The organism is Paenibacillus sp. FSL L8-0708 (assembly GCF_038009325.1).
GTDB classification, from domain to species: Bacteria; Bacillota; Bacilli; order Paenibacillales; family Paenibacillaceae; genus Paenibacillus_AQ; species Paenibacillus_AQ odorifer.
In genome coordinates this window covers 1,124,103-1,143,440 of record NZ_JBBPBC010000001.1, presented here as the reverse complement: position 1 = coordinate 1,143,440, position 19,338 = coordinate 1,124,103, and the positions used below count along the sequence as shown (strand labels likewise).

At 44.7% G+C, this 19,338-nt stretch carries 16 protein-coding genes; 4 read left to right on the top strand and 12 right to left on the bottom strand.

All coding sequences use genetic code 11. The features are described from left to right. Positions 1-32: 32 nt before the first annotated feature. Positions 33-839 (bottom strand): AAC(3) family N-acetyltransferase, encoded by an 807-nt coding sequence (locus NYE58_RS05080; RefSeq protein ID WP_076129279.1) that lies wholly within the window; start codon positions 837-839, stop codon positions 33-35. A gap of 179 nt (positions 840-1,018) precedes the next feature. Between NYE58_RS05080 and NYE58_RS05075 the strand changes: the two genes are divergently transcribed. Continuing rightward, complete coding sequence (locus tag NYE58_RS05075) at positions 1,019-1,996, top strand: ring-cleaving dioxygenase (protein WP_076276829.1); 978 nt, start codon at positions 1,019-1,021, stop codon at positions 1,994-1,996. A 58-nt stretch (positions 1,997-2,054) separates the two neighbouring features. On the opposite strand, the gene NYE58_RS05070 is transcribed toward NYE58_RS05075, so the two are convergent. Next, entirely contained in the window at positions 2,055-2,756 is a 702-nt protein-coding gene (locus tag NYE58_RS05070; protein ID WP_341001236.1) for a YjjG family noncanonical pyrimidine nucleotidase, read from the bottom strand. Positions 2,757-2,924: 168 nt separating this feature from the next. Here NYE58_RS05070 and NYE58_RS05065 point away from each other — a divergent pair, with 168 nt between their 5' ends. Next, positions 2,925-3,860 carry an MraY family glycosyltransferase gene (locus tag NYE58_RS05065; protein WP_076129282.1) on the top strand — a complete coding sequence of 312 codons (936 nt, stop codon included), beginning with the start codon at positions 2,925-2,927 and terminating at the stop codon, positions 3,858-3,860. Positions 3,861-4,012: 152 nt separating this feature from the next. Next, positions 4,013-4,306 (top strand): hypothetical protein, encoded by a 294-nt coding sequence (locus NYE58_RS05060; RefSeq protein ID WP_341001234.1) that lies wholly within the window; start codon positions 4,013-4,015, stop codon positions 4,304-4,306. Positions 4,307-4,398: 92 nt separating this feature from the next. Here NYE58_RS05060 and NYE58_RS05055 read toward each other — a convergent pair whose 3' ends face one another. From NYE58_RS05055 to qoxA, 9 genes are all read right to left on the bottom strand, one after another. After that, entirely contained in the window at positions 4,399-4,920 is a 522-nt protein-coding gene (locus NYE58_RS05055) for a mismatch-specific DNA-glycosylase (RefSeq protein ID WP_076276828.1), read from the bottom strand. A 39-nt stretch (positions 4,921-4,959) separates the two neighbouring features. Beyond that, entirely contained in the window at positions 4,960-5,514 is a 555-nt protein-coding gene (locus NYE58_RS05050; RefSeq protein ID WP_076276827.1) for an RNA 2'-phosphotransferase, read from the bottom strand. Positions 5,515-5,869: 355 nt separating this feature from the next. Next, the gene (locus NYE58_RS05045) at positions 5,870-7,900 is read right to left on the bottom strand and encodes a hypothetical protein (RefSeq protein ID WP_341001233.1); all 2,031 of its coding nucleotides are present in this window, start codon (positions 7,898-7,900) and stop codon (positions 5,870-5,872) included. Continuing rightward, positions 7,866-8,768, bottom strand: a complete 903-nt coding sequence (locus NYE58_RS05040; protein WP_036680830.1) for an ABC transporter ATP-binding protein — start codon at positions 8,766-8,768, stop codon at positions 7,866-7,868. The genes NYE58_RS05045 and NYE58_RS05040 overlap by 35 nt, the downstream gene beginning before the upstream one ends. Beyond that, the gene (locus NYE58_RS05035; RefSeq protein ID WP_036680827.1) at positions 8,761-9,150 is read right to left on the bottom strand and encodes a GntR family transcriptional regulator; all 390 of its coding nucleotides are present in this window, start codon (positions 9,148-9,150) and stop codon (positions 8,761-8,763) included. The genes NYE58_RS05040 and NYE58_RS05035 overlap by 8 nt, the downstream gene beginning before the upstream one ends. A gap of 1,604 nt (positions 9,151-10,754) precedes the next feature. Continuing rightward, a complete protein-coding gene (gene qoxD / locus NYE58_RS05030) occupies positions 10,755-11,045 on the bottom strand; it encodes a cytochrome aa3 quinol oxidase subunit IV (protein WP_036680878.1) in 291 nt (96 codons plus the stop codon). A 4-nt stretch (positions 11,046-11,049) separates the two neighbouring features. After that, on the bottom strand, positions 11,050-11,646 hold the full coding sequence (gene qoxC, locus NYE58_RS05025; protein ID WP_042124373.1) for a cytochrome aa3 quinol oxidase subunit III: 597 nt from the start codon (positions 11,644-11,646) through the stop codon (positions 11,050-11,052). Then, on the bottom strand, positions 11,643-13,586 hold the full coding sequence (gene qoxB, locus NYE58_RS05020; protein ID WP_076129582.1) for a cytochrome aa3 quinol oxidase subunit I: 1,944 nt from the start codon (positions 13,584-13,586) through the stop codon (positions 11,643-11,645). The genes qoxC and qoxB overlap by 4 nt, the downstream gene beginning before the upstream one ends. Before the next feature lie 38 nt (positions 13,587-13,624). Then, entirely contained in the window at positions 13,625-14,644 is a 1,020-nt protein-coding gene (gene qoxA / locus NYE58_RS05015) for a cytochrome aa3 quinol oxidase subunit II (protein ID WP_036680822.1), read from the bottom strand. Positions 14,645-15,131: 487 nt separating this feature from the next. Here qoxA and NYE58_RS05010 point away from each other — a divergent pair, with 487 nt between their 5' ends. Beyond that, a complete protein-coding gene (locus NYE58_RS05010) occupies positions 15,132-16,268 on the top strand; it encodes a polysaccharide deacetylase (RefSeq protein WP_076129583.1) in 1,137 nt (378 codons plus the stop codon). A gap of 1,330 nt (positions 16,269-17,598) precedes the next feature. On the opposite strand, the gene NYE58_RS05005 is transcribed toward NYE58_RS05010, so the two are convergent. After that, positions 17,599-19,305 (bottom strand): methyl-accepting chemotaxis protein, encoded by a 1,707-nt coding sequence (locus NYE58_RS05005; RefSeq protein ID WP_076276826.1) that lies wholly within the window; start codon positions 19,303-19,305, stop codon positions 17,599-17,601. Positions 19,306-19,338: the final 33 nt, after the last annotated feature.

Sequence of the window (19,338 nt, the reverse complement as noted above, 5' to 3'; positions counted from 1 at the left end):
GCGAGCTGAAAAAATGGTTTAGCCTCTCCCACCTACGGTTGTTCACGTCTGGTCTTTGGAAGCGGATCTGGTTTGGACTCACCATGCAGCGGTTCATTATCGGAGAAAAGATCAGGGTTCTCTTTTAGCATCAGGCTTAAAATATCCGTCGTTTCTACTGTTCCACACACTCTAACTAGTGCATCCCCGAAGTTCCCCTTACGCATGGCACCGCCTTCCTCAAGCTCGCGTTCCACTTTCCAAAAATGCTCCGACCAAGAGAGACCACAATGTCTGCGAGAAGGCACCATGATTTCATCGCCACCCGGCGTCACCGTATATAATTCCTCATGACTATCCGTCATTCTGCCCGGAATATCCACCCACTCTTCAATACCGTGAATGAACGTATTCCGCCGCAGATCGACGCCCAGCAGTACTATTTCCGCCTTCCGATCAAGCAGCTTGCCCCACACTGAACCACGGGCGCATGGCGTATCCCAACGTTCATCCCCTGCAGTAAACGCCTCAGCATCAACACCCAAAGCCGCTACAGAGTGAGTCGGATGCCAAGAGCGGACAACACCTGGACGTTTTCTGAACAGCTCCGGTAATATCCCTACACAAGATGGGGAATCTTGAACAAAGAAGCGCGGATTATCCGCATTAATATAAGCCCATGTATGCGTTGGCAAAACAAGCAGCCCATCCTTCATATATTCACTGAGTGCATCCAGCACCGTGTTCGCGCCTCCTTCTACTTCGCCAACACTTTTTAACGAGGAATGAACTAAAATGGTCCCCCGTGGATCAATCCCTAACTCCTGTAATTGTTTCATCAAGCTTGTTGTTGTGTGCACTATTCTCTCTCCTTATGTATGAATTAAATTTCATGAAACATTAATATCCACTTGCAAAAGTTTCTTATTACTATTAAAATTATAGTAACTTAATAATATTCACCAAAGATTTTATCGATATATTAACAATAAATTAAAATAATCCACAAACCCAAAGCATTTACACGGAGGTAACTACCATGAGTTTAACGTTAAAAGGACTTCACCATGTCTCAGCTATTACAGGCAAAGCACAGGAGAACTTTAAGTTCTATACAGAGGTACTTGGACTGCGTCTCATTAAAAAAACAGTAAATCAGGATGATATTTCAGTGTACCATTTATTCTATGGAGATGAGAAGGGGAATCCCGGAACCGAATTAACCTTTTTCGAGCTTCCGATGGCAGGCCGCAACCGAGAGGGCAATAACAGCATCTCCGCGCTCTCCCTTCGATTGCCAAGCGATGCCGCACTTACCTACTGGGAGCAACGCTTCACCGAGCTTAACGTGGAGCATGGGACGATACAGGAACTTGGTGGACGCCAGACTTTATCCTTCCGCGATCACGAGAGCCAACGTTTCATTCTCGTATCCGACGAAAATGATAACGGTGTTGCCGGCGGTACTCCTTGGGCTAAAAGCCCAGTACCTGCCCAATATGGCATTGTAGGCTTAGGACCCGCACATCTCACAGTAGAAAGTGCAGAACATACAGCGGTAGTGCTGGAGCAGTTGCTCGGCTTCCGCCGTATAGGAACCTACCCTTCAACAGTTGCCGGTCAGCCAGATGTGCTCGTATTCGAGACTGGTGAAGGCGGATCAGGTGCTGAGGTTCATCTGGAGGAACGCAATGATCTGGAGCAAGAGCATTTGGGACGTGGCGGGGTACATCACGTCGCATTCCGCGTAGATAATGAAGACGAATTGAAGCAATGGATCGAACACATCCGCCAGGCACAGCTTCCTAATTCCGGTTTCGTCGACCGCTTCTACTTCCGTTCCCTCTATTTCCGCGAGCCTAACGGCATCCTTTTTGAGTTGGCTACAGACGGACCAGGCTTTGCTACAGATGAGCCTATGGAAAGTTTAGGTGAATCCCTTGCGCTGCCGCCATTTCTGGAATCGAAACGCCAGCAAATCGAGGCTTATCTGAAGCCGCTGGATACTCGGCAATAAACCTCTTCAGGTTACTAAATAAAAGGTGTGAGCCGCTTATGCGCTCACACCTTATTTTTTATTGAAGGTTAGTACCTTTCCCTACAATATCTAGTAGCTCCGACAGGTTTCGGATTTCGTATTTTGGCTGAACGCCGGACTCATTAATCTTCCCTAGCGGGTTAAACCAGCAGGTATCAATCCCATAATTAATTCCGCCTTGAATATCAGAGGTTAAGGAGTCACCCACAATCAATACTTTTTCCTTATCTTCAATCCCCAATTTGGCAAAAGCATAATCAAAAATCCCCGTCTCTGGCTTCTGACATCCTGCCTCCTCTGAGATAATGATCTGCTCAAATGTATCACTCAGCAGCGAGCCTTGGATTCTGGAAGTTTGCACATCCTTGATTCCATTCGTGATAATCGCCAGGCGGCAATCTGCAAGCTCTCCGCATAGCTCGATTGCTCCCTGCATCAGAAAGGTTCCTTCGCCTAAGAAACGTAGATAGGCCTCACTGAATGTTTCAGGATCAAGCTCAAGCGCATGTGCAGCAAACAACCGATTGAACCGCTCTACCCGCAGCGCCGCAGATGAAATCCTTCCTTGTTCTAAATCCCTCCACAATGCGTGGTTAATCTCTTGATAACTGGCAGCATAATCTGCTGCACCTGTGGGCATCCCAAAGTGTAGAAAGGCATTAGACAATGCGTGACTTTCTGCCATTCCATAATCAAACAACGTATCGTCGGCATCAAATAAAATAACATCGTATTTCATAAATATCCCCCAAAGGCTTTTCTCAACAAGGTACTACAGCGTTGCTGGCAAGTCAACTTCACACCCCTCACGACAAAATTTTACTTTTTTAAGGTAGATTTAATCGATCTGTGGTATTTTAAAAAGAAAACGGTGGTGAGCGTCATTTTATACGTTTTATCATTTCTAATGTCATTTCTTATCGTCTACTTTCTAATTCCGCCGCTCGGCAAGCTTGCTTTTCGGCTTGATTTTGTGGACAAGCCTCGGCAGGACGTTGAGCGTAAAATTCATAGAGAGCCCATTCCGCTAACGGCCAGCTACGCCATATTCATCGGATTTTTTATCACTTATCTGGTGTTCGCGCGTGATTTCTCCATGGAGACTGTCGCATTATTTGTAGGTGGCGTACTGTTGCTGACCATAGGCACGGTGGATGATTGGTACAAAACGAAAGGCAAAGATTTCCCAGCTCTGCCCAAGTTAATTGTACAAGTTAGCGCAGCGATCCTGGTTTATGTTTCTGGCAATGCCTTTACCGGATTCTACAATCCATTCTCAGGCGATTATATCGTTTTGCCTGTCATTCTATCGTTTCTGCTGACGATTATCTGGATCTTCGGTGTAACCACAGTTATTAATTTCTCGGATGGCATGGACGGTCTGGCTGGTGCCTTGACGGCCATTTCGGCGATTACATTATTTGTTGTCGCACTGGCAAAGGGGCAATCCTCATCTGCCATTATGGCAATTTCACTGATTGGCGTTACGCTTGCTTATCTGCGCTACAATAAGCCGCCCGCAAAAATCTTTATGGGCGACGCCGGGGCAACCTTTCTCGGCTTCATCCTAGCGGTAATTGCACTCGACGGAGCGTTCAAGCAAGCCACCGTCCTGTCGCTGTTCATTCCGATTCTGGCGCTGGGCGTACCGATCTTCGACAACATTTTTGTCGTAGTCAAACGTTTCATCCAAGGCAAGTCCATTTATCAAGCCGATGCCACCCAGGCTCATTACCGCCTGCTTCGGGCAGGCCTGAACCAGAAGCAGGTCGTTGCCGTGCTTTGCCTGATTAGTGTTTGCCTATCCTTATCCTCTATCATTCTGCTGCTGATTGAGACCTAATGTATTAGGGACTAAGGGCATGTCTCATATACTGAGACTGCCCTTTGAAGTTACAAAAGGAGCCAGATTCCGATATGGAATCTGGCTCCTTTTGTGTTTGAGGGTATTCTAGAGTAGCGAGAGATAGCTAAGATGCGGGAGTTTGCCAGAGCTTGCGAGAGCTACGGGATCTGCGGGATCTGCGGGATCTGCGGGACCTGCGGGATCTGCGGGACCTGCGGGATCTGCGGGATCTGCGGGATCTGCGGGATCTGCGGGATCTGCGGGATCTGCGGGGTCTACGGATTTACGGATTTACGGAGATCCATGGCCAATTCCCCAGCTTTTACTCTTACGGACTCAGGCGCCGTTATTCGTGGATTTTCGGCCATTTAGTCGTGTTTTCGGACTCCAGAGACGCTATCTACCCAAAATGGACTCATATTCAGTCTATTTCCACCCAATAGCTGCATTGGTGTCCGATAGCGCACAAATTAGAGTGATTTGTTACTTTTAGCGACTCCTGTGTCCTTTAGCTCCCTAACTCCAAATACATCAATCACCCATCGTTCTCTTGCGTAAACTCGGCTAATCTGCGATAAATCCCAACGATCTCTTCCATCGGCATTCTAACTAATCCGCTAGAAGAGGGTGCAACAAATTCACGAACGCCATCTATATTTGGAGGCACGTCCCCTTGAAATCCCCAGTTAGCTTTTGTTCTGCGACTAAACTCTGTATATACACCCTTACCTACAAAACAGGCGACTTGAGGCCGATATTTCTCCAGCTTGGAGCGAAGCATTTCCCGACCCTCCTGGTATTCTTCACGAGTAATATCGTCGATTCCCCGTGTGGGACGGGCAACAATATTTGTAAACCCATAGCCCAGCTTAAGCAAGTCCCCATCCTCAGACGCATCATACAACCGGGGAGTAAGCCCAGACTGATGTAATATTCTCCAGAAATTATTCCGCGGATTCGCGTAATGATGTCCTACCTCGCCAGAACGGATACTAGGATTGAACCCAATAAATACAATCTGTAATCCGTGATCTAAGTGATCTGGAATTTCATCCATGTTATTATGCCTCCTAACCAAACGTCGATCTAGTTCAACTTACGGGGTATACACCTTAAGACAGGAAGGCGGTATATGACCTGCCAACCATACCTTATTACCCGCATTATAAAAGGTTACACCCATTTGACCCGCTCTAATCGTATCAACGGTTAACAATATCAATTTCCCTCTGCGACTTCCGGCTAAACTGGCAAAATGAGTCCCTTCAGACAAATGAACATACTGCCGTCCCATCGATTGGAGCCCCTCCTCCAAAATCACAGAAAGCACACCAGAATGAGTTCCGTGAAAAAGTATAGCAGGCGGAGTCCCCGGCCCATAAGTGATTTTTGTATGGCTATGCCCGTACCGGGCTTTGATCCGGTCGTCAATGATTTCCAATCGTTGCTTGTCACAATCTGCGACCACTTGCCGAATATCTCCCACAGTCACCTCTGACCATCTAGGAGTGCTTACAATAACAGACAGTAAATCATCCAACCTACAGGAACCATCCTCTGGATCCAAAATAAGACCATATTGCTCTGGGGTATGCCGAAGCAGCTTAGTCATAAACTTACTTAACAACACTTCCGCTGTATTGTTTAACATTATATTTACACCTCAATTTTTCCTATTTATATTATTCTACAGTAAAGGATCTCTTCGAAGCAGATTCCAGAGGCATTACAGCAATCACACATCCATGTATTACCTCTTACTATGCAAAAAAGACCATGGACTCTATCGTCCATGGTCGGGCTTCACCTAAATACAAAACTCCTTACCAGTTAATACAGCGATGTTATTTTACCGGAAACGAATATACTGGTTCAGAGGCTGACCTGAAAGTTCCATTTCATCCTTATCGTATCTCCAAAAGCATAATCCAACTATCCAGTTTATGTAAACCAGTAGTCTTTTATCTGTAATCTTTTACTTACCTTATTCTAAACTTATTCTTAACTTATTTCAGCAATGCTTTCAATTCAGGCGTCATATCCGATTCTTTTAACATTACGAAATCGCTATAACCCTCTTTGTACATCAACTTCACAATGTAGTTGCCATTCTCAACACCATAATGGAAATGATGGTCCAAAATATCTGTTAATAATGTCTTATCCTTCGTAACAGCCGTACGATTCTTTTCGCGTGCAAGCGCTACTCTTTGTTCAGGACTAGTAGGGTTCTTAGGTGTTTGCTCGTCCATATAATCATCTTTTATAATCTCTGCCGATTGGATATCTTCAGCTGTTATTTGTATTTTATCGGCATAACCTTTTTCGTTCATCCACTTTTCAAGCTCATGGAAAGAAGATTTCCATGGATAATAATAACCATAATCTGTAATAACTTGATTACTGTTCTCTTTTGTCTTCACCTCTACTTGGATATTAGCCACATCAGGTTTTCCGTCCTTATCTATTTGTACTTCGTAGGACATATTCGAAATTTCGCGTTTGATAATCTCCTTTAGCTCTGAAATTTCCCCGGGATCAGAAACGGCTACTTTTTTATTCCTGTTAGTAACCCACATAAAATCCAGGTCTTTGTCTAAGAGAGCTAAATCATACTTTTCATACTTGTAAGCTTCGGTATCCTTAACCGCCTCGAGCTCTGATTCAAACCCCTTATTAGGGATCCAGTATTCCCTCACTAGCTTATCGCCGTTCTCCAATTGATAAGCCAGAGTAAAATATTCATAAACGTATTGTCGTGAGGTAAGTTCTGGACGTACTGCAACTACCGCTTGATGGAGTTTACGGACAGCTTCTATATAATCTTTATCATCGGAAAAAGGGTTCTGCCCCATGTAGGGTGTAGTGTACAAATCATCCGTTGGGGTATACAACCGGTAGTTAGCTCCCATATATACACCGCTAATCTTATCACCGGAAGGCACTCTGGCTTCATACCCCGTAACACTTGATACCGGGATATACAGAAGTAACCCTATCATTACCGCATAAACTGCAAACTCAGCTACCATTTTACGCGTCATAATCTGCCATGTTTTCCGAACAATCATTTCTGCGGCAACATAACCAATAATGGCTCCGATGGCATATCCACCAATCACCCAGCCCATTTGCTGTTGCTTCATTTGCGCAAAATAATTACCGGCAATAAGCATGGCACATAACATAACCCCTGCTTTAAACAGTGGGTTGAAATATCCAAAGGCAATAGCCTGACCCGCTTTTTCCGTATTACGTTTACGGTATAACAGGTACGACAACCCGATAAATAGAAGTGCCAATACCCCATAAATCCATAATTCTGTATTGGTGAAGGGTTTGCCGGTAAAATAATACACGATATGAACAAAAGGAGACCATATCTGCGAAATAGAATCACGCAAGTTAGAGTTTGCATTTGCATATCCATAAAGATACATAGCTAAATGGCTGTGGATTAATGAGATCAGTACAGCAGGAAGAATAAGCAAAATATAAATGATAATTCCCTGAAGAATAGATTGGCCCGTACATATTCCCACAAAAACACTAAAGCAAAAGAGGAACAAAGTCAGAATACTAACTGTAATACACCATTGCCAAATATCTGCGCCTTGAAAAATATAAAAATTACCACTCCACGGCTTAACAACGGCAACCACCCCAGCAGTTAACCAAACAGGCAGCAATAGTAAGGTAAGTCCACTCGTCAGATGAGCTGTAAATAAATGCTCTCTGCGTAAAGGCAGGCTATGCCAAAGATCTGCGGGTGATTTTGCCTGAAGGTATCGGAATAAGAATAGTCCTGCGGCAACTGGGATCGTAATGATAAACAAGGCTTGCACACTACCAGCTATGCGAAATAAATGATCAACTTCCTGCGGTTTTGCATCCGGATTGCTGCTCATGAAGAGCTGTAATGGAAGTGCAAATAATAAGCCGAGTGCATATATAATCCCTATCCAGCCATGCTGGCGGAAGTTCTGGCGAAAAATACTGCTATTAAAGTAGTAATGGCTGCGCGTCATATCCGACATCCCCCATTTCATAAATAAAGATCTCTTCTAACGTTAATGGAAGCAAATCGAATACGTATGGCTCGTACACCTGAAAAGCCGCTTTGATCCGTTCACGATCCCCTTTTACAATATATAGGTTCACACTTCCCCGGCGCTCTTGATGCAGAACTTGTAGCTTGGCAGCTAACGGAATCTCATGCCGTTCATCCCGAAACGCCACTTGAATCTTATGTGTATCCGCCTTAAGATCATCCAGATCCTTCTCAATCAACATCTTCCCACCATGCATAATCCCGACATGATCGCACAGATCTTCAATCTCACGAAGGTTATGGGAAGAAATGATTACCGTCAGCTCGCGTTCAGCAACCTCCTGAAATAGCAGGTTTTTAATCTGACGCCGCATCACCGGATCTAATCCGTCAATCGGTTCATCCATAATCAGCACATCCGGCATACAGCTTAAACATAACCAGAATGACGCTTGCCGCTGCATCCCTTTGGAGAAACGACTGAGCTTGCGCTTTTTATCGAGCTGAAATACGGTTCCCAAATCTTCAAAACGCTTCTGATTCCAGCTCGGATAAATCGAGCGATAGAAGGCCGCCATTTGCAGCATGGTGGATTGTGGGAAAAAGTAAGGAGCATCCGGCATAAAAATAACCCGTTGCTTAGTCGTCGGGTGTTCGAATACCGCTTCACCATCCACCCGCACGGTCCCCTTATCTGGAGAGTAGATGCCCGCCAATGTTTTGAGCAGCGTTGTTTTGCCTGCGCCATTAGAGCCGAGCAGCCCATAAATTGTTCCTTTATGTACCGTTAAAGAGATATCGTCGACTGCCTTCTCGCCTTGAAATAATTTGCTGACTCCCCGAATCTCAATCATCACTCTTCCCTCCTTCTCTTTGCTTCTCCACTTGTTGGTACAAAGAACTAATCTCAGCTGCGGTGAACCCAAGGTATACCGCCTCCGCCATCAGCCTCAGCAACTCGTTCCGGACTTCCGCTTTTTTGATCGCATTTTGTTCTTTTTTCATCGGGGCTACAAAACTTCCTTTCCCCTGTAATGAATAGATATACCCCTCACGTTCCAATTCACGGTAAGCCTTCTGAATCGTATTGGGATTCACGGTTAGCTGCTGGGATAACGTCCTTACAGAAGGTAGCTGTTCATCCGTCTGCAAAATACCATGCAGAATCATCTCCTTGACCTTATCGGTCAGCTGCTCATAAATCGGCTTCCGACTACGAACGTCCAGTTCGAACATAACCTTCCTCCTTCCACTATCTTGCATTAAATCCATTATGGTGTGTATTAACTGTACTACTATTATTAATACAGTTTGATTTATATGTCAACAAAAAAACCCCAAGATTATCCTTTGGGGATCTATCTATCCCTTGCTATTAATCAAAATTACGTCCGATCGCGCCGAGCCAACCTCATCCACAGTAGTTTTAGGACCCTGATAACGCTGATTCCAGCTTTTAAGGTCACCTGAGTACGACAGCGCCGTGCCATCCTCATTCCCCGTGGCTTTCGGACTCAGAAGACGCTATTCGCACATTCTTCGCCTTTTGAGCGAAGTTTCGGACTCCTATGCAGCTATTGCCTAGTAAGGCGCTCATTTTGGGCGTTTTTCACACCAATAGCGACTTTTGGGTCCGTTACAACTCCAAATGACGCTGTTTCCAGCTTTTAAGATCATCTGAGTCCGATCGCGCCAAGTTCCCCTCATCCCCCATGGATTTCGGACCCAGATGACGCTATTCGCACATTTTCCGCCTTTTGAGCGAAGTTTCGGACTCCAGTGCAGCTATTGCCTAGAAAGGCGCTCATTTCGGGCATTTTTCACACCAATAGCGACTTTGGGGTCCGTTACCACTCCAAATGCCGCTGTTTCCCGCTTTTAAGGTCACCTGAGTCCGACAGCGCCGTGCCATCCTCATCCCCCGTAGCTTTCGGACTCAGATGACGCTATTCGAACATTTTTCGTCTTTTGAGCGAAGTTTCGGACTCAGTTGCAACTATTGCCCAAAAAGACGCTCATTTCGGGTGCCTTTTACACCAATAACGACCTTGTGGTCCGTTACCACTCCAAACGCCGCTGTTTCCCGCTTTTAAGATCATCTGAGTCCGATCGCGCCGCCCCCCCCTTATCTCCCCCGTAGCTTTCGGACCCAGATGACGCTATTCGCACACTTTCCGCCTTTTGAGCGAAGTTCCGGACTCCAGTGCAGCTATTGTCAAGAAAGATGCTCATTTGGGGCATTTTTCACACCAATAGTGGCTATGGGGTCCCTTAGAATTCTAGATACCGTTGATTCCAGCTTTTAAGGTCACCTGAGTCCGACAGCGTTGTGCCATCCTCATCCCCCTGGCTTTCGGACTCAGATGACGCTATTCGCACATTCTTCGCCTTTTGAGCGAAGTTTCGGACTCCTATGCAGCTATTGCCCAAAAAGACGCTCATTTCGGGCGCCTTTTACACCAATAACGACTTTGGGGTCCGTTACCAATCCAAACGCCGCTGTTTCCCGCTTTTAAGATCATCTGAGTCCGATCGCGCCAAGCCGACCTTGTCTCACGGGGCTTTCGGACTCAAACGCTGCTGTTTTTAGCTTATAAGCTCCTCTGAGTCCGATCGCGCCGCCCCCCCTTATCTCCCCCGTAGCTTTCGGACCCAGATGACGCTATTCGCACATTTTTCGCCTATTGAGCGAAGTTCCGGACTCCAGTGCAGCTATTGCCTAAAAAGACGCACATTTCCGGGCATCCGCTACAATAAACCTCCTAAATAAACGCAAAAAAAGAGACGCCCCTAAGCCATTTTGGCTTTAGAGACGTCCCTTTGAGTATTAGTGACTGTAATTAAGCATACCAGCCCCATACGAAGATGAAGAGCGTACCGAATATCGTAACTAAACCAACGAATAAGGCATAGGCGATATTGATGTAAAGTTCTTTCTTGGTATCTGCTGATTCACCAATATGCATGAACAGGAAGAGCTGCAAGGAAGCCTGAATGAGGGCTGTAACAAGCAGGATAGCCATGTTCGCAGTGTTGGATAGATCAAGGTAGATTACAGCAAGTGCAGCCACAGAAAGGACAAGAGAGGCTAAGAAACCCATCACATGGCGAATTGGAAACAATTGCTTCATCATGCTACATCAGTCCTTTCAGATAGACGAAGCTGAAAATAAAGATCCAGACAACGTCCAAGAAATGCCAGTACAGCGAGAAGATAAAGGATTTATTGGCCGTAGCCGGATTAATACCTTGACGCTTCAACTGGATTAGAATAGCCGCACCCCACAGGAACCCGAACGATACGTGAGCTCCGTGTGTTCCCAGCAGTACAAAGAGACTGGATAGGAAACCACTGGTTTGAAGTGTAGCCCCTTCGTGAACATAAGTGACAAACTCCGTGATTTCAATACCAAGGAAGCCGAGGCCCATTAGAAGGGTTAGTCCGAAAAAGACCATCATGGCTTTTTGGTAACCATGCCGCATGGCATGAACTGCAAGACCAATCGTGAACGAACTTGTCAGCAGCAGCAATGTTTCGATCATTACTGGACCAATTTCGAAAAGATCCGGCCCGCTAGGGCCGCTGGCAAAACGGTCTACCATTACAAAATAAACAGTGAACAACGTAGCGAACAGTGCAATCTCCGCTCCTAGAAAAACCCAGAAGCCAAAGATTTTATTACTATTTTCTTCTGTTGAGTATTCAAGCGGCTTAGACGCATCTATTTTCATACTGTCTCACCCCGCAATTTCTTTTCAGTAGCAATAACTTCTTCTGCTGGGATGTAGAATCCGTGATCCCGATCAAAGGACATAGCAGCTAGAACAATGAGGATACCTACTCCAGAGAGGATCGCTGGAATCCAAAGACTGAAGACCAGAGAGAACCCTGCAATGAAGAAGATAACACCCAGAACAAATGGTTTTCCTGTGTTGCTAGGCATATGAATCTTAGTAATCTTATCTTCAAAAAGTGGTACTTTATCTTGTTTAGCAGACCAGTAAGCATCGCGTGTTTTTACATTTGGAACCACTGCGAAGTTGTAAGCTGGAATCGGGCTTTTCGTTGCCCATTCCAAAGTACGTGCATCCCACGGATCTCCATCAGTATCTCTTGGTTCGTAACGAGTACTCCAGTAAATGTTATAAACCAGGATTACAAATCCAATAGCGAGACCGATCGCACCTACGAATGAGACCATACTCAGCGGGCCAAATCCGGTATCCGCAGAATAGGTGTATTGTCGGCGGGTCATACCCTTAAGTCCGAGAATAAACAGCGGGAAGAACGATACGTTAAAGGAAATGATAATCCACCAGAAGGCATGCTTGCCAAGACGTTCATTCAGACGGAAACCGAATACTTTAGGGAACCAGTAATGGAACCCTGCGATAACGGCGAAGACCGCACCTGGAATAAGAACGTAGTGGAAATGGGCAACCAGGAACATCGTATTATGGTACTGGTAATCGGCACTGGCCATAGCCAGCATGACACCTGTTACCCCACCAATCGTAAAGATCGGAATAAAGGCCAGGGTGTATAGCATAGGTGTCGTAAAGGTTATTCGCCCTTTTCGTAAGGTAAATAGCCAGTTAAATATTTTCACACCTGTTGGTACGGCAATGGCCATGGTTGTAATCGAGAAGAAGCTGTTAACCATAGCACCTTGACCCATTGTATAGAAATGGTGAGCCCATACTAGGAAGGACAAAAGGGAAATGATCAACATACTGAATACCATGGATGTATATCCATACAGGTTCTTTTTAGAGAAGGTGGCGATAATTTCACTATAAATACCGAATGCCGGTAAGACAACGATATATACTTCAGGGTGACCCCATACCCAGAACAGGTTGGCCCATAACATATCCATACCGCCATTGGCCATCGTAAAGAATTGAGAGCCGAACAACCGGTCGAACATCATCAACGCGAGTGCAACCGTAAGCACAGGGAATGCGAATACGATAATTACGTTGGTGATCAATACGGACCAAGTAAACATCGGCATTTTCATCAACTTCATGCCTGGTGCACGCATTTTCAGAATCGTTACAATAAAGTTAACGCCTGTGAGGAGCGTACCAATACCTGAAATTTGTAGTGCGAGCGAGTAATAGTTATTACCCACCGTTGGACTGAACTCTAGACTTGCTAGCGGGAAATATGCGGACCAACCAGCATCTGGCGATCCCCCGATAACAAACGAAATGTTAAGCAGCATAGCTCCAAAGAAGAAGAGCCAGAAGCTGACAGCATTCAGACGCGGGAAGGCAACGTCTCTAGCACCGATTTGCAGCGGAACGATAACATTCATCAGACCGATAATAAACGGCATGGCCATAAAAAGGATCATAATCAAGCCGTGTGTTGTAAATACCTCGTTGTAATGCTGTGCGTCAAGAAATTTCATGTCCGGGGCTGCTGTTTGCAGCTTCATCATAATAGCGTCAACGCCGCCGCGGAAAAGCATAAGCAATGCAGCGAGGATATACATAATCCCAATACGTTTGTGGTCAACAGTAGTCAACCATTCGCGCCATAAATATCCCCATTTTTTAAAATAGGTCAGGCCGACGATAATCCCGATTGTAGCCAGAACAATACTTGCCATAGCTCCGTATATCAGGGGTTCGCCGTGGACCTTAAATTTATCCCAATCCATTAGGAATCGCTCCTTTCAAGTTGTTCAATTAACATTGACTAGTGTCCGTCATGTGTTGTGCTCTCTTCTAATGGAGAACTAGGTGTCGGCTCATCCAGTTCTGGATTAGGCTCGGTGTTGAATTCCGTCTCGCTGGATGGTGCTGGAGTCGGGTGAATTTCTTTATTATCCTGATGCTCCATACTTCCGTTATCCGTATCCATTTCAGTGCCACCATTACTCATATGGTCACCATGGCTTCCCGGAGGCGGGCTAAAGGATAAGTGAGTATTCGTATACGTTTTACGTCCGACATGTTCCATTTCCAAAAGACCTTTAAATTCATCTTCCGTCAGTGGACCCGCCGTTTCTTTAACGTCTTTCACCCATTCCTGATAGTCCTTATCTGTCATCGCAAGTGTTTCAAACTCCATGTGGGCAAAACCCTTACCATTAAAGTTCGCATTTCTTCCGACATAAGAACCTACAGTATCAGCTGAAAGATGCAAGGTTGTGATCATGTCGCTCATCGCGTATTTTTGTCCTCCCAATTGTGGGATCCAAAGACTTGAGATCGTACCGAAAGAATACAATCTGAACTCTACAGCGCGGTGAACTGGAATGTTAACGTAGTTTACTGTTTCGATACCTTCTTCTGGGTAGCTGAAATGCCATTTCCAGTTAGAGGAGGAAGCATAAATTACAAGCGGTTTCTGATCTTTATAATCCGCTGCAACATTTTCTACATCTACTGTTGTTTTGACGGTGACTACGGAGAGGAATGCCACGATAATAATCGGAATGGTAATCCAGATAGCCTCCAGCCATTTGTTTCCTTCCTCGTGAGGAGGAATATAATCTTCGTTGCTTTTTTTAGCACGGTATTTCAAAAGCACAAAGACATATAAGATGTAGACAACTGCCAGAACGCCGAGCATCATAACAATGGAGAGAATGATCGTGTCAGATAAAGTTCTTGCAGCCGGCCCCTTCGGATTCAGAACAGCGATTGAACTGCATCCTGGCAAGAGTAAAATTAGGCTGAGAAATAAAGCGTATAACGGTCCCTTTTTGTTCATGCTTAAGCTCCTTCCTTCAATACTTCTTTTATTAACCCTCAACATTAACCTTAATATATAGTAAGAATTTATGGGGAAGAAAGCAAAAGACTTATTTTTCCATTTAGCCTAAAAAAGACCTTAATAATGGCGAACAAGTTAAATATGTGTGATCAATTTGTTACAAGTTTCTAATAGTATGATAAAGATCACTGTAACGGCGCTGTTTATGGGTTGAAAAATTCCGTTCAAACTTTGTTCAATAGTTTACTAAAGTTGCTAATTTAGACACATCTATTCTGCGCAAAACAGGGTGATTTTAACCATTTTTTGTTGATGCGCCAGTATTTAGCTGGAGTCGCGTGCTTTTTATGATTGTGGTTGAAATCACAGTTAACTTCTAAAAGGTAACAAATTATTCTGCTGGGGGTTACAATCTCTCAAATTTCATTCTATCAATGTATGATAAGGTAATAGACAAATATACATAGATAGGAGATTTTTGACGATGTCTTTAAAGAAAGTATGGCTATTATTAATCGTATTATTCATTGGTTCCGGATCAATACGAGCGATAGATTCAGTGAATGCAGCAGGTGCAGGCTCCCTTAGGTTAGGTGTGAACGATAAGTTAACAACTATTGAAGCAGTTTCGGTAAAAGATACCTATTACGTTCCTCTACGTGATCTATCACAGGAACTTAAGTTAACGCTAACTGGAGTGAGCGATGGGATAAAAGTTACAGGTCAGAACAGATCAATCAAACTGCTGAATGATCATGCAACAGCTACTCTAGGCGATGGAAAGACCATATCCATGAGTACATTTTTGAAAAACGGAAAAACAATGGTTCCACTGAAATTGACCTCTTATCTTGGTTTTGGAATTTCCTTTAAAGCAGATCAATATTTATTGCGTGTAAAAGATGGCTCGGCTACATTAGATGATGCAACATTTGTAAGTAAGTTTAAAAAGGAATTGAAGCCAACCGCAACTCCTGGAACTTCTACGCCAACTGTTGGGAAGCAAGGTAAGACCGTATACCTCACCTTTGATGATGGGCCAACGGCTACAACTTCTACATTGCTTGATATTTTGGCAAAATATGATGCGAAGGCAACTTTTTTCATGATCGGACCGAATATGAACCAGCATACTGCGCAAGTGAAACGGATTGCGAATGAAGGACATGGTCTCGCATTGCATGGAATGACGCACCGGAAAGAGAAGTTTTATGCTTCACCTGCGGCTGCGCTGGGAGAGATGGATAACGATAACGCCATTTTGAAAAAGATTACAGGTCAAAGCACTACACTGATTCGTCCTCCTTATGGAAGCAAGCCTTATTTCACAAAGGCCTTTAGAGATAAAGTCTTGGCTCAAGGTTATCATCTGTGGGATTGGAACGTGGACTCAGAGGATTGGAAATACAAGGATGCTAGTACAACGATCTATAATTCGGTTATGAATCAGGTTCATAAGCTGCAGAAATCGCAGACCAATCCAGTGATTCTGATGCATGATCAAAAAGCTACACTTAAAGTACTTCCGCGTATCTTAGAGTCATTGAAAAAAGAAGGCTATACATTCCACGTCATTAGCTCAGATCTGAAACCTCTGAATTTCTGGAAGGATACACGCTGAGTTTTTTTGAAAAAATCAAGAGGGAATCCCAACAGCTGTGAACTAGCTGTTGGGATTCCCTCTTTTTTTGGTCTTGAACTAAACACTAATTTTTGTTTAATCCAACCACATTCATGCTCCCGAGTTTTTCTATCGGACCCAGATGACCTTAATTGCTGGATTTGCCTCTGTTTCGGGTGCTTTCGGACCACATAGCCGCTATTGGTGCAAAAACCACCCGTTATCAGTATTTTCCACACCAATAGCTGCACTGGTGTCCGAAACTTCGCTCCAATGGCGATAAATATGGAAATAGCGGCTACTGAGTCCTAAACTCCACTCCAAAGCCAATAAATGTACAAACGGCGGCGGCTGTGTCCGAAACTCCACTCCAAAGCCGATAAATGAGCGAATGGCGTCTGCTGTGTCCGCCAAACCAGTGGGGATGAGTATGAGCCCACGGTATCGGACCCAGATGACCTTAATTGCTGGATTTGCCTCTGTTTCGGGTGCTATCGGACCACATAGCCGCTATTGATGCAAAAAACACCCGTTATCAGCGTTTTCCACACCAATAGCTGCACTGGTGTCCGAAACTTTGCTCCAATGGCGATAAATATGGAAATAGCGGCTACTGAGTCCGATAGCATATGGGGATGAGTATGAGCCCACGCTATCGGACTCAGAAGACCTTAATTGCTGGATTTAGCTATATTTCAGATGCTATCGGACCTCATAGCCGCTATTGGTGCAAAAAACACCCGTTATCAGTGTTTTCCACACCAATAGTTGCACTGGAGTCCGAAACTTCGCTACAAAGGCGATAAATGGGCAAATAGCGGCTACTGAGTCCGATAGCATATGAGGATGAGTATGACTCCACGCATCGGACCCAGATGACCTTAAACTGGGGAATATCAAGTAGACAGTGTGTTTGAAAAACTAGAGATCAGCCGGGAACACTAGGGGTACGGGGTACGGGGTACGGGGTACGGGGTACGGGGTACGGGGTACGGGGTACGGGGTACGGGGTACGGGGTACGGGGTACGGGGTACAGGTTCCGGAGTACGAGCATACCGAGCATCCCCAAGGTTTTTATTGTTTCCACGCCTCCGTCTTGACTCTAGTGTCGCTGGAGGTCACATAGCATATGTTTACCCGGCAACCTACTGAAACCAACTTACATCTCTCCCCCCTGACCTACTGAGACCAGCTTACATCCCTCCCCCTTGACCTACTGAGATCAGCTGGCTCGCACTTGCTCCCAATCTGCTAAAACCACAAACAGCAGAGCAGCGATCTCCGTTACTGGAGAACCGCTGCTCTGCTGTTTTAATATTATTATGAAGTCTATAGTTTGAAGCTGGACAATGTCTTTTGCAGATCTTCTGCGAGCACCGCTAAATACTGAGCTGAAGCCGACATTTCCTCCATTGCGGATAGTTGCTCCTGACTCGCTGCACTTGTGTCCTGAACACCTTCTGCACCTTTACTAGATATAACGTTGACCTGTTCCATAGCTGCTGCGACACCTTGGGATTCCATGGCCACATGAGCAACCGCTTCTCTAATCTCCGCTGTCTGTAAGGTAGCTTCTTTAATGGAAGTCTGAATCTCATGAAAAGCTTGAGATACCAGATGACTTTGAACTACGCCATTGGTGACTAGCTCAGTACCCAAAGCCATGGATTCTACTGCGCTTTCGGTTTGCTTTTGGATATGTGTAATAATATCTGTAACCCGCAAAGAACTATTTCTAGTTGCTTCCGCCAGATTACGAATTTCTCCAGCAACTACAGCAAATCCCCGTCCATGCTCACCAGCCCGTGCTGCTTCTATAGAAGCATTGAGCGCAAGCAGATTCGTCTGTGTAGCAATACCGTTAATCGTTGTAATAATTGTATTAATCTCTTGTGACAATGTCCCCAGATTAGAAACAATCTCCTGACTCTGAGTTACACTGAGGTCAATTTCCTTCATCTGCACAATGATTTGGTCTACAGCCTCTACTCCACGATCCGATGAACCGGAAACTACTCCCATTAGATCCGACATTTCATAGCTGCTGCCCTCTACGGCTGCAATATCATTGGTCATTGCTTTTATGGAACGTGTTGTACTGTTAATGCTCTCTGTCTGCTCATCAAAACCCGCGGCAATCTCTCCAGAAGATACAGCGATCATTTGTGAAGCCAATGAGGTCTGCTCAGCACTAGCGCTCATCTCTTCCGATGAAGCTGACAGCAGTTCTGCACTCTCTGCAATCCCTTGCATCATCTTCCGCAAGCCCTGCAGCATATTGTTAAATGAACTGTTAATTTGGCCGATCTCATCCTTGGCGGTGTACGTTGCTACCACGGTCAAATCTCCATCTTCTGCCCGCTTCATTAGTCCTTGCAGTTCTTTAAGCGGTTTTGTTATCAGGCGAATGATTGCAATACTAATCAAGATACAAATCACCCAAGCGAAAGTAATCATTATGGTATTGTTTACACGCATGCTTTTAGCGGTTGCCATGGAACCTGAATTGTGTTCATCAGCATCTTTAAGCAAAGAATCACTAATTCCTTTAAGCAGGTTGATCATTTTTTCACGGGATTCGTTAAATTCGCCTGAAAATACTTTATAGGCCTCTTGATTATGATTACTATCAGCAATCTTTATAATGTTATCCCGCTGTGCACGATAATCTGGCAAAAAGGACTCATACTCTTTGATTTTACTTACAATAGCAGGATCATTATACTGAATCGCTTTCACCTTGTTCATAAGTTCATTATTATCTTGAACCTTCACTTGGATACTCTCAGAAAGTTCTTTGTTTTTGCTGGCATCAACGCTAATCAAACGCTCCAAAAGATAGGATTCAATAGCCCGATTATTCGTACGCATCTGCCCTACGTAAGAAACAGGCAATAAATTTTCATTATATGTCTCATTTGTCTTTTCGGCCATTTTGTTCATTGTGATGATGCCTATGCCCCCTACAGCATTCACCATAATTACTGCGAATACCAAAAGCAGCCCTATTTTGTATTTCACTTTCAAATTTTTCATCTACACTCCGCCTTCACATTATCTTATGATCTA

Excerpts from the sequence above, each read along its gene's own strand:
- qoxC (WP_042124373.1), bottom strand. The coding sequence starts at position 11,646 with ATGAAAATAGATGCGTCTAAGCCGCTTGAATACTCAACAGAAGAAAAT.
- NYE58_RS05045 (WP_341001233.1), bottom strand. The coding sequence starts at position 7,900 with ATGTCGGATATGACGCGCAGCCATTACTACTTTAATAGCAGTATTTTT.
- NYE58_RS05005 (WP_076276826.1), bottom strand. The coding sequence starts at position 19,305 with ATGAAAAATTTGAAAGTGAAATACAAAATAGGGCTGCTTTTGGTATTC.
- NYE58_RS05070 (WP_341001236.1), bottom strand. The coding sequence starts at position 2,756 with ATGAAATACGATGTTATTTTATTTGATGCCGACGATACGTTGTTTGAT.
- NYE58_RS05050 (WP_076276827.1), bottom strand. The coding sequence starts at position 5,514 with ATGTTAAACAATACAGCGGAAGTGTTGTTAAGTAAGTTTATGACTAAG.
- qoxB (WP_076129582.1), bottom strand. The coding sequence starts at position 13,586 with ATGGATTGGGATAAATTTAAGGTCCACGGCGAACCCCTGATATACGGA.
- NYE58_RS05040 (WP_036680830.1), bottom strand. The coding sequence starts at position 8,768 with ATGATTGAGATTCGGGGAGTCAGCAAATTATTTCAAGGCGAGAAGGCA.
- qoxD (WP_036680878.1), bottom strand. The coding sequence starts at position 11,045 with ATGAAGCAATTGTTTCCAATTCGCCATGTGATGGGTTTCTTAGCCTCT.
- NYE58_RS05010 (WP_076129583.1), top strand. The coding sequence starts at position 15,132 with ATGTCTTTAAAGAAAGTATGGCTATTATTAATCGTATTATTCATTGGT.
- NYE58_RS05035 (WP_036680827.1), bottom strand. The coding sequence starts at position 9,150 with ATGTTCGAACTGGACGTTCGTAGTCGGAAGCCGATTTATGAGCAGCTG.
- NYE58_RS05075 (WP_076276829.1), top strand. The coding sequence starts at position 1,019 with ATGAGTTTAACGTTAAAAGGACTTCACCATGTCTCAGCTATTACAGGC.
- NYE58_RS05065 (WP_076129282.1), top strand. The coding sequence starts at position 2,925 with ATGTCATTTCTTATCGTCTACTTTCTAATTCCGCCGCTCGGCAAGCTT.
- qoxA (WP_036680822.1), bottom strand. The coding sequence starts at position 14,644 with ATGAACAAAAAGGGACCGTTATACGCTTTATTTCTCAGCCTAATTTTA.
- NYE58_RS05055 (WP_076276828.1), bottom strand. The coding sequence starts at position 4,920 with ATGGATGAAATTCCAGATCACTTAGATCACGGATTACAGATTGTATTT.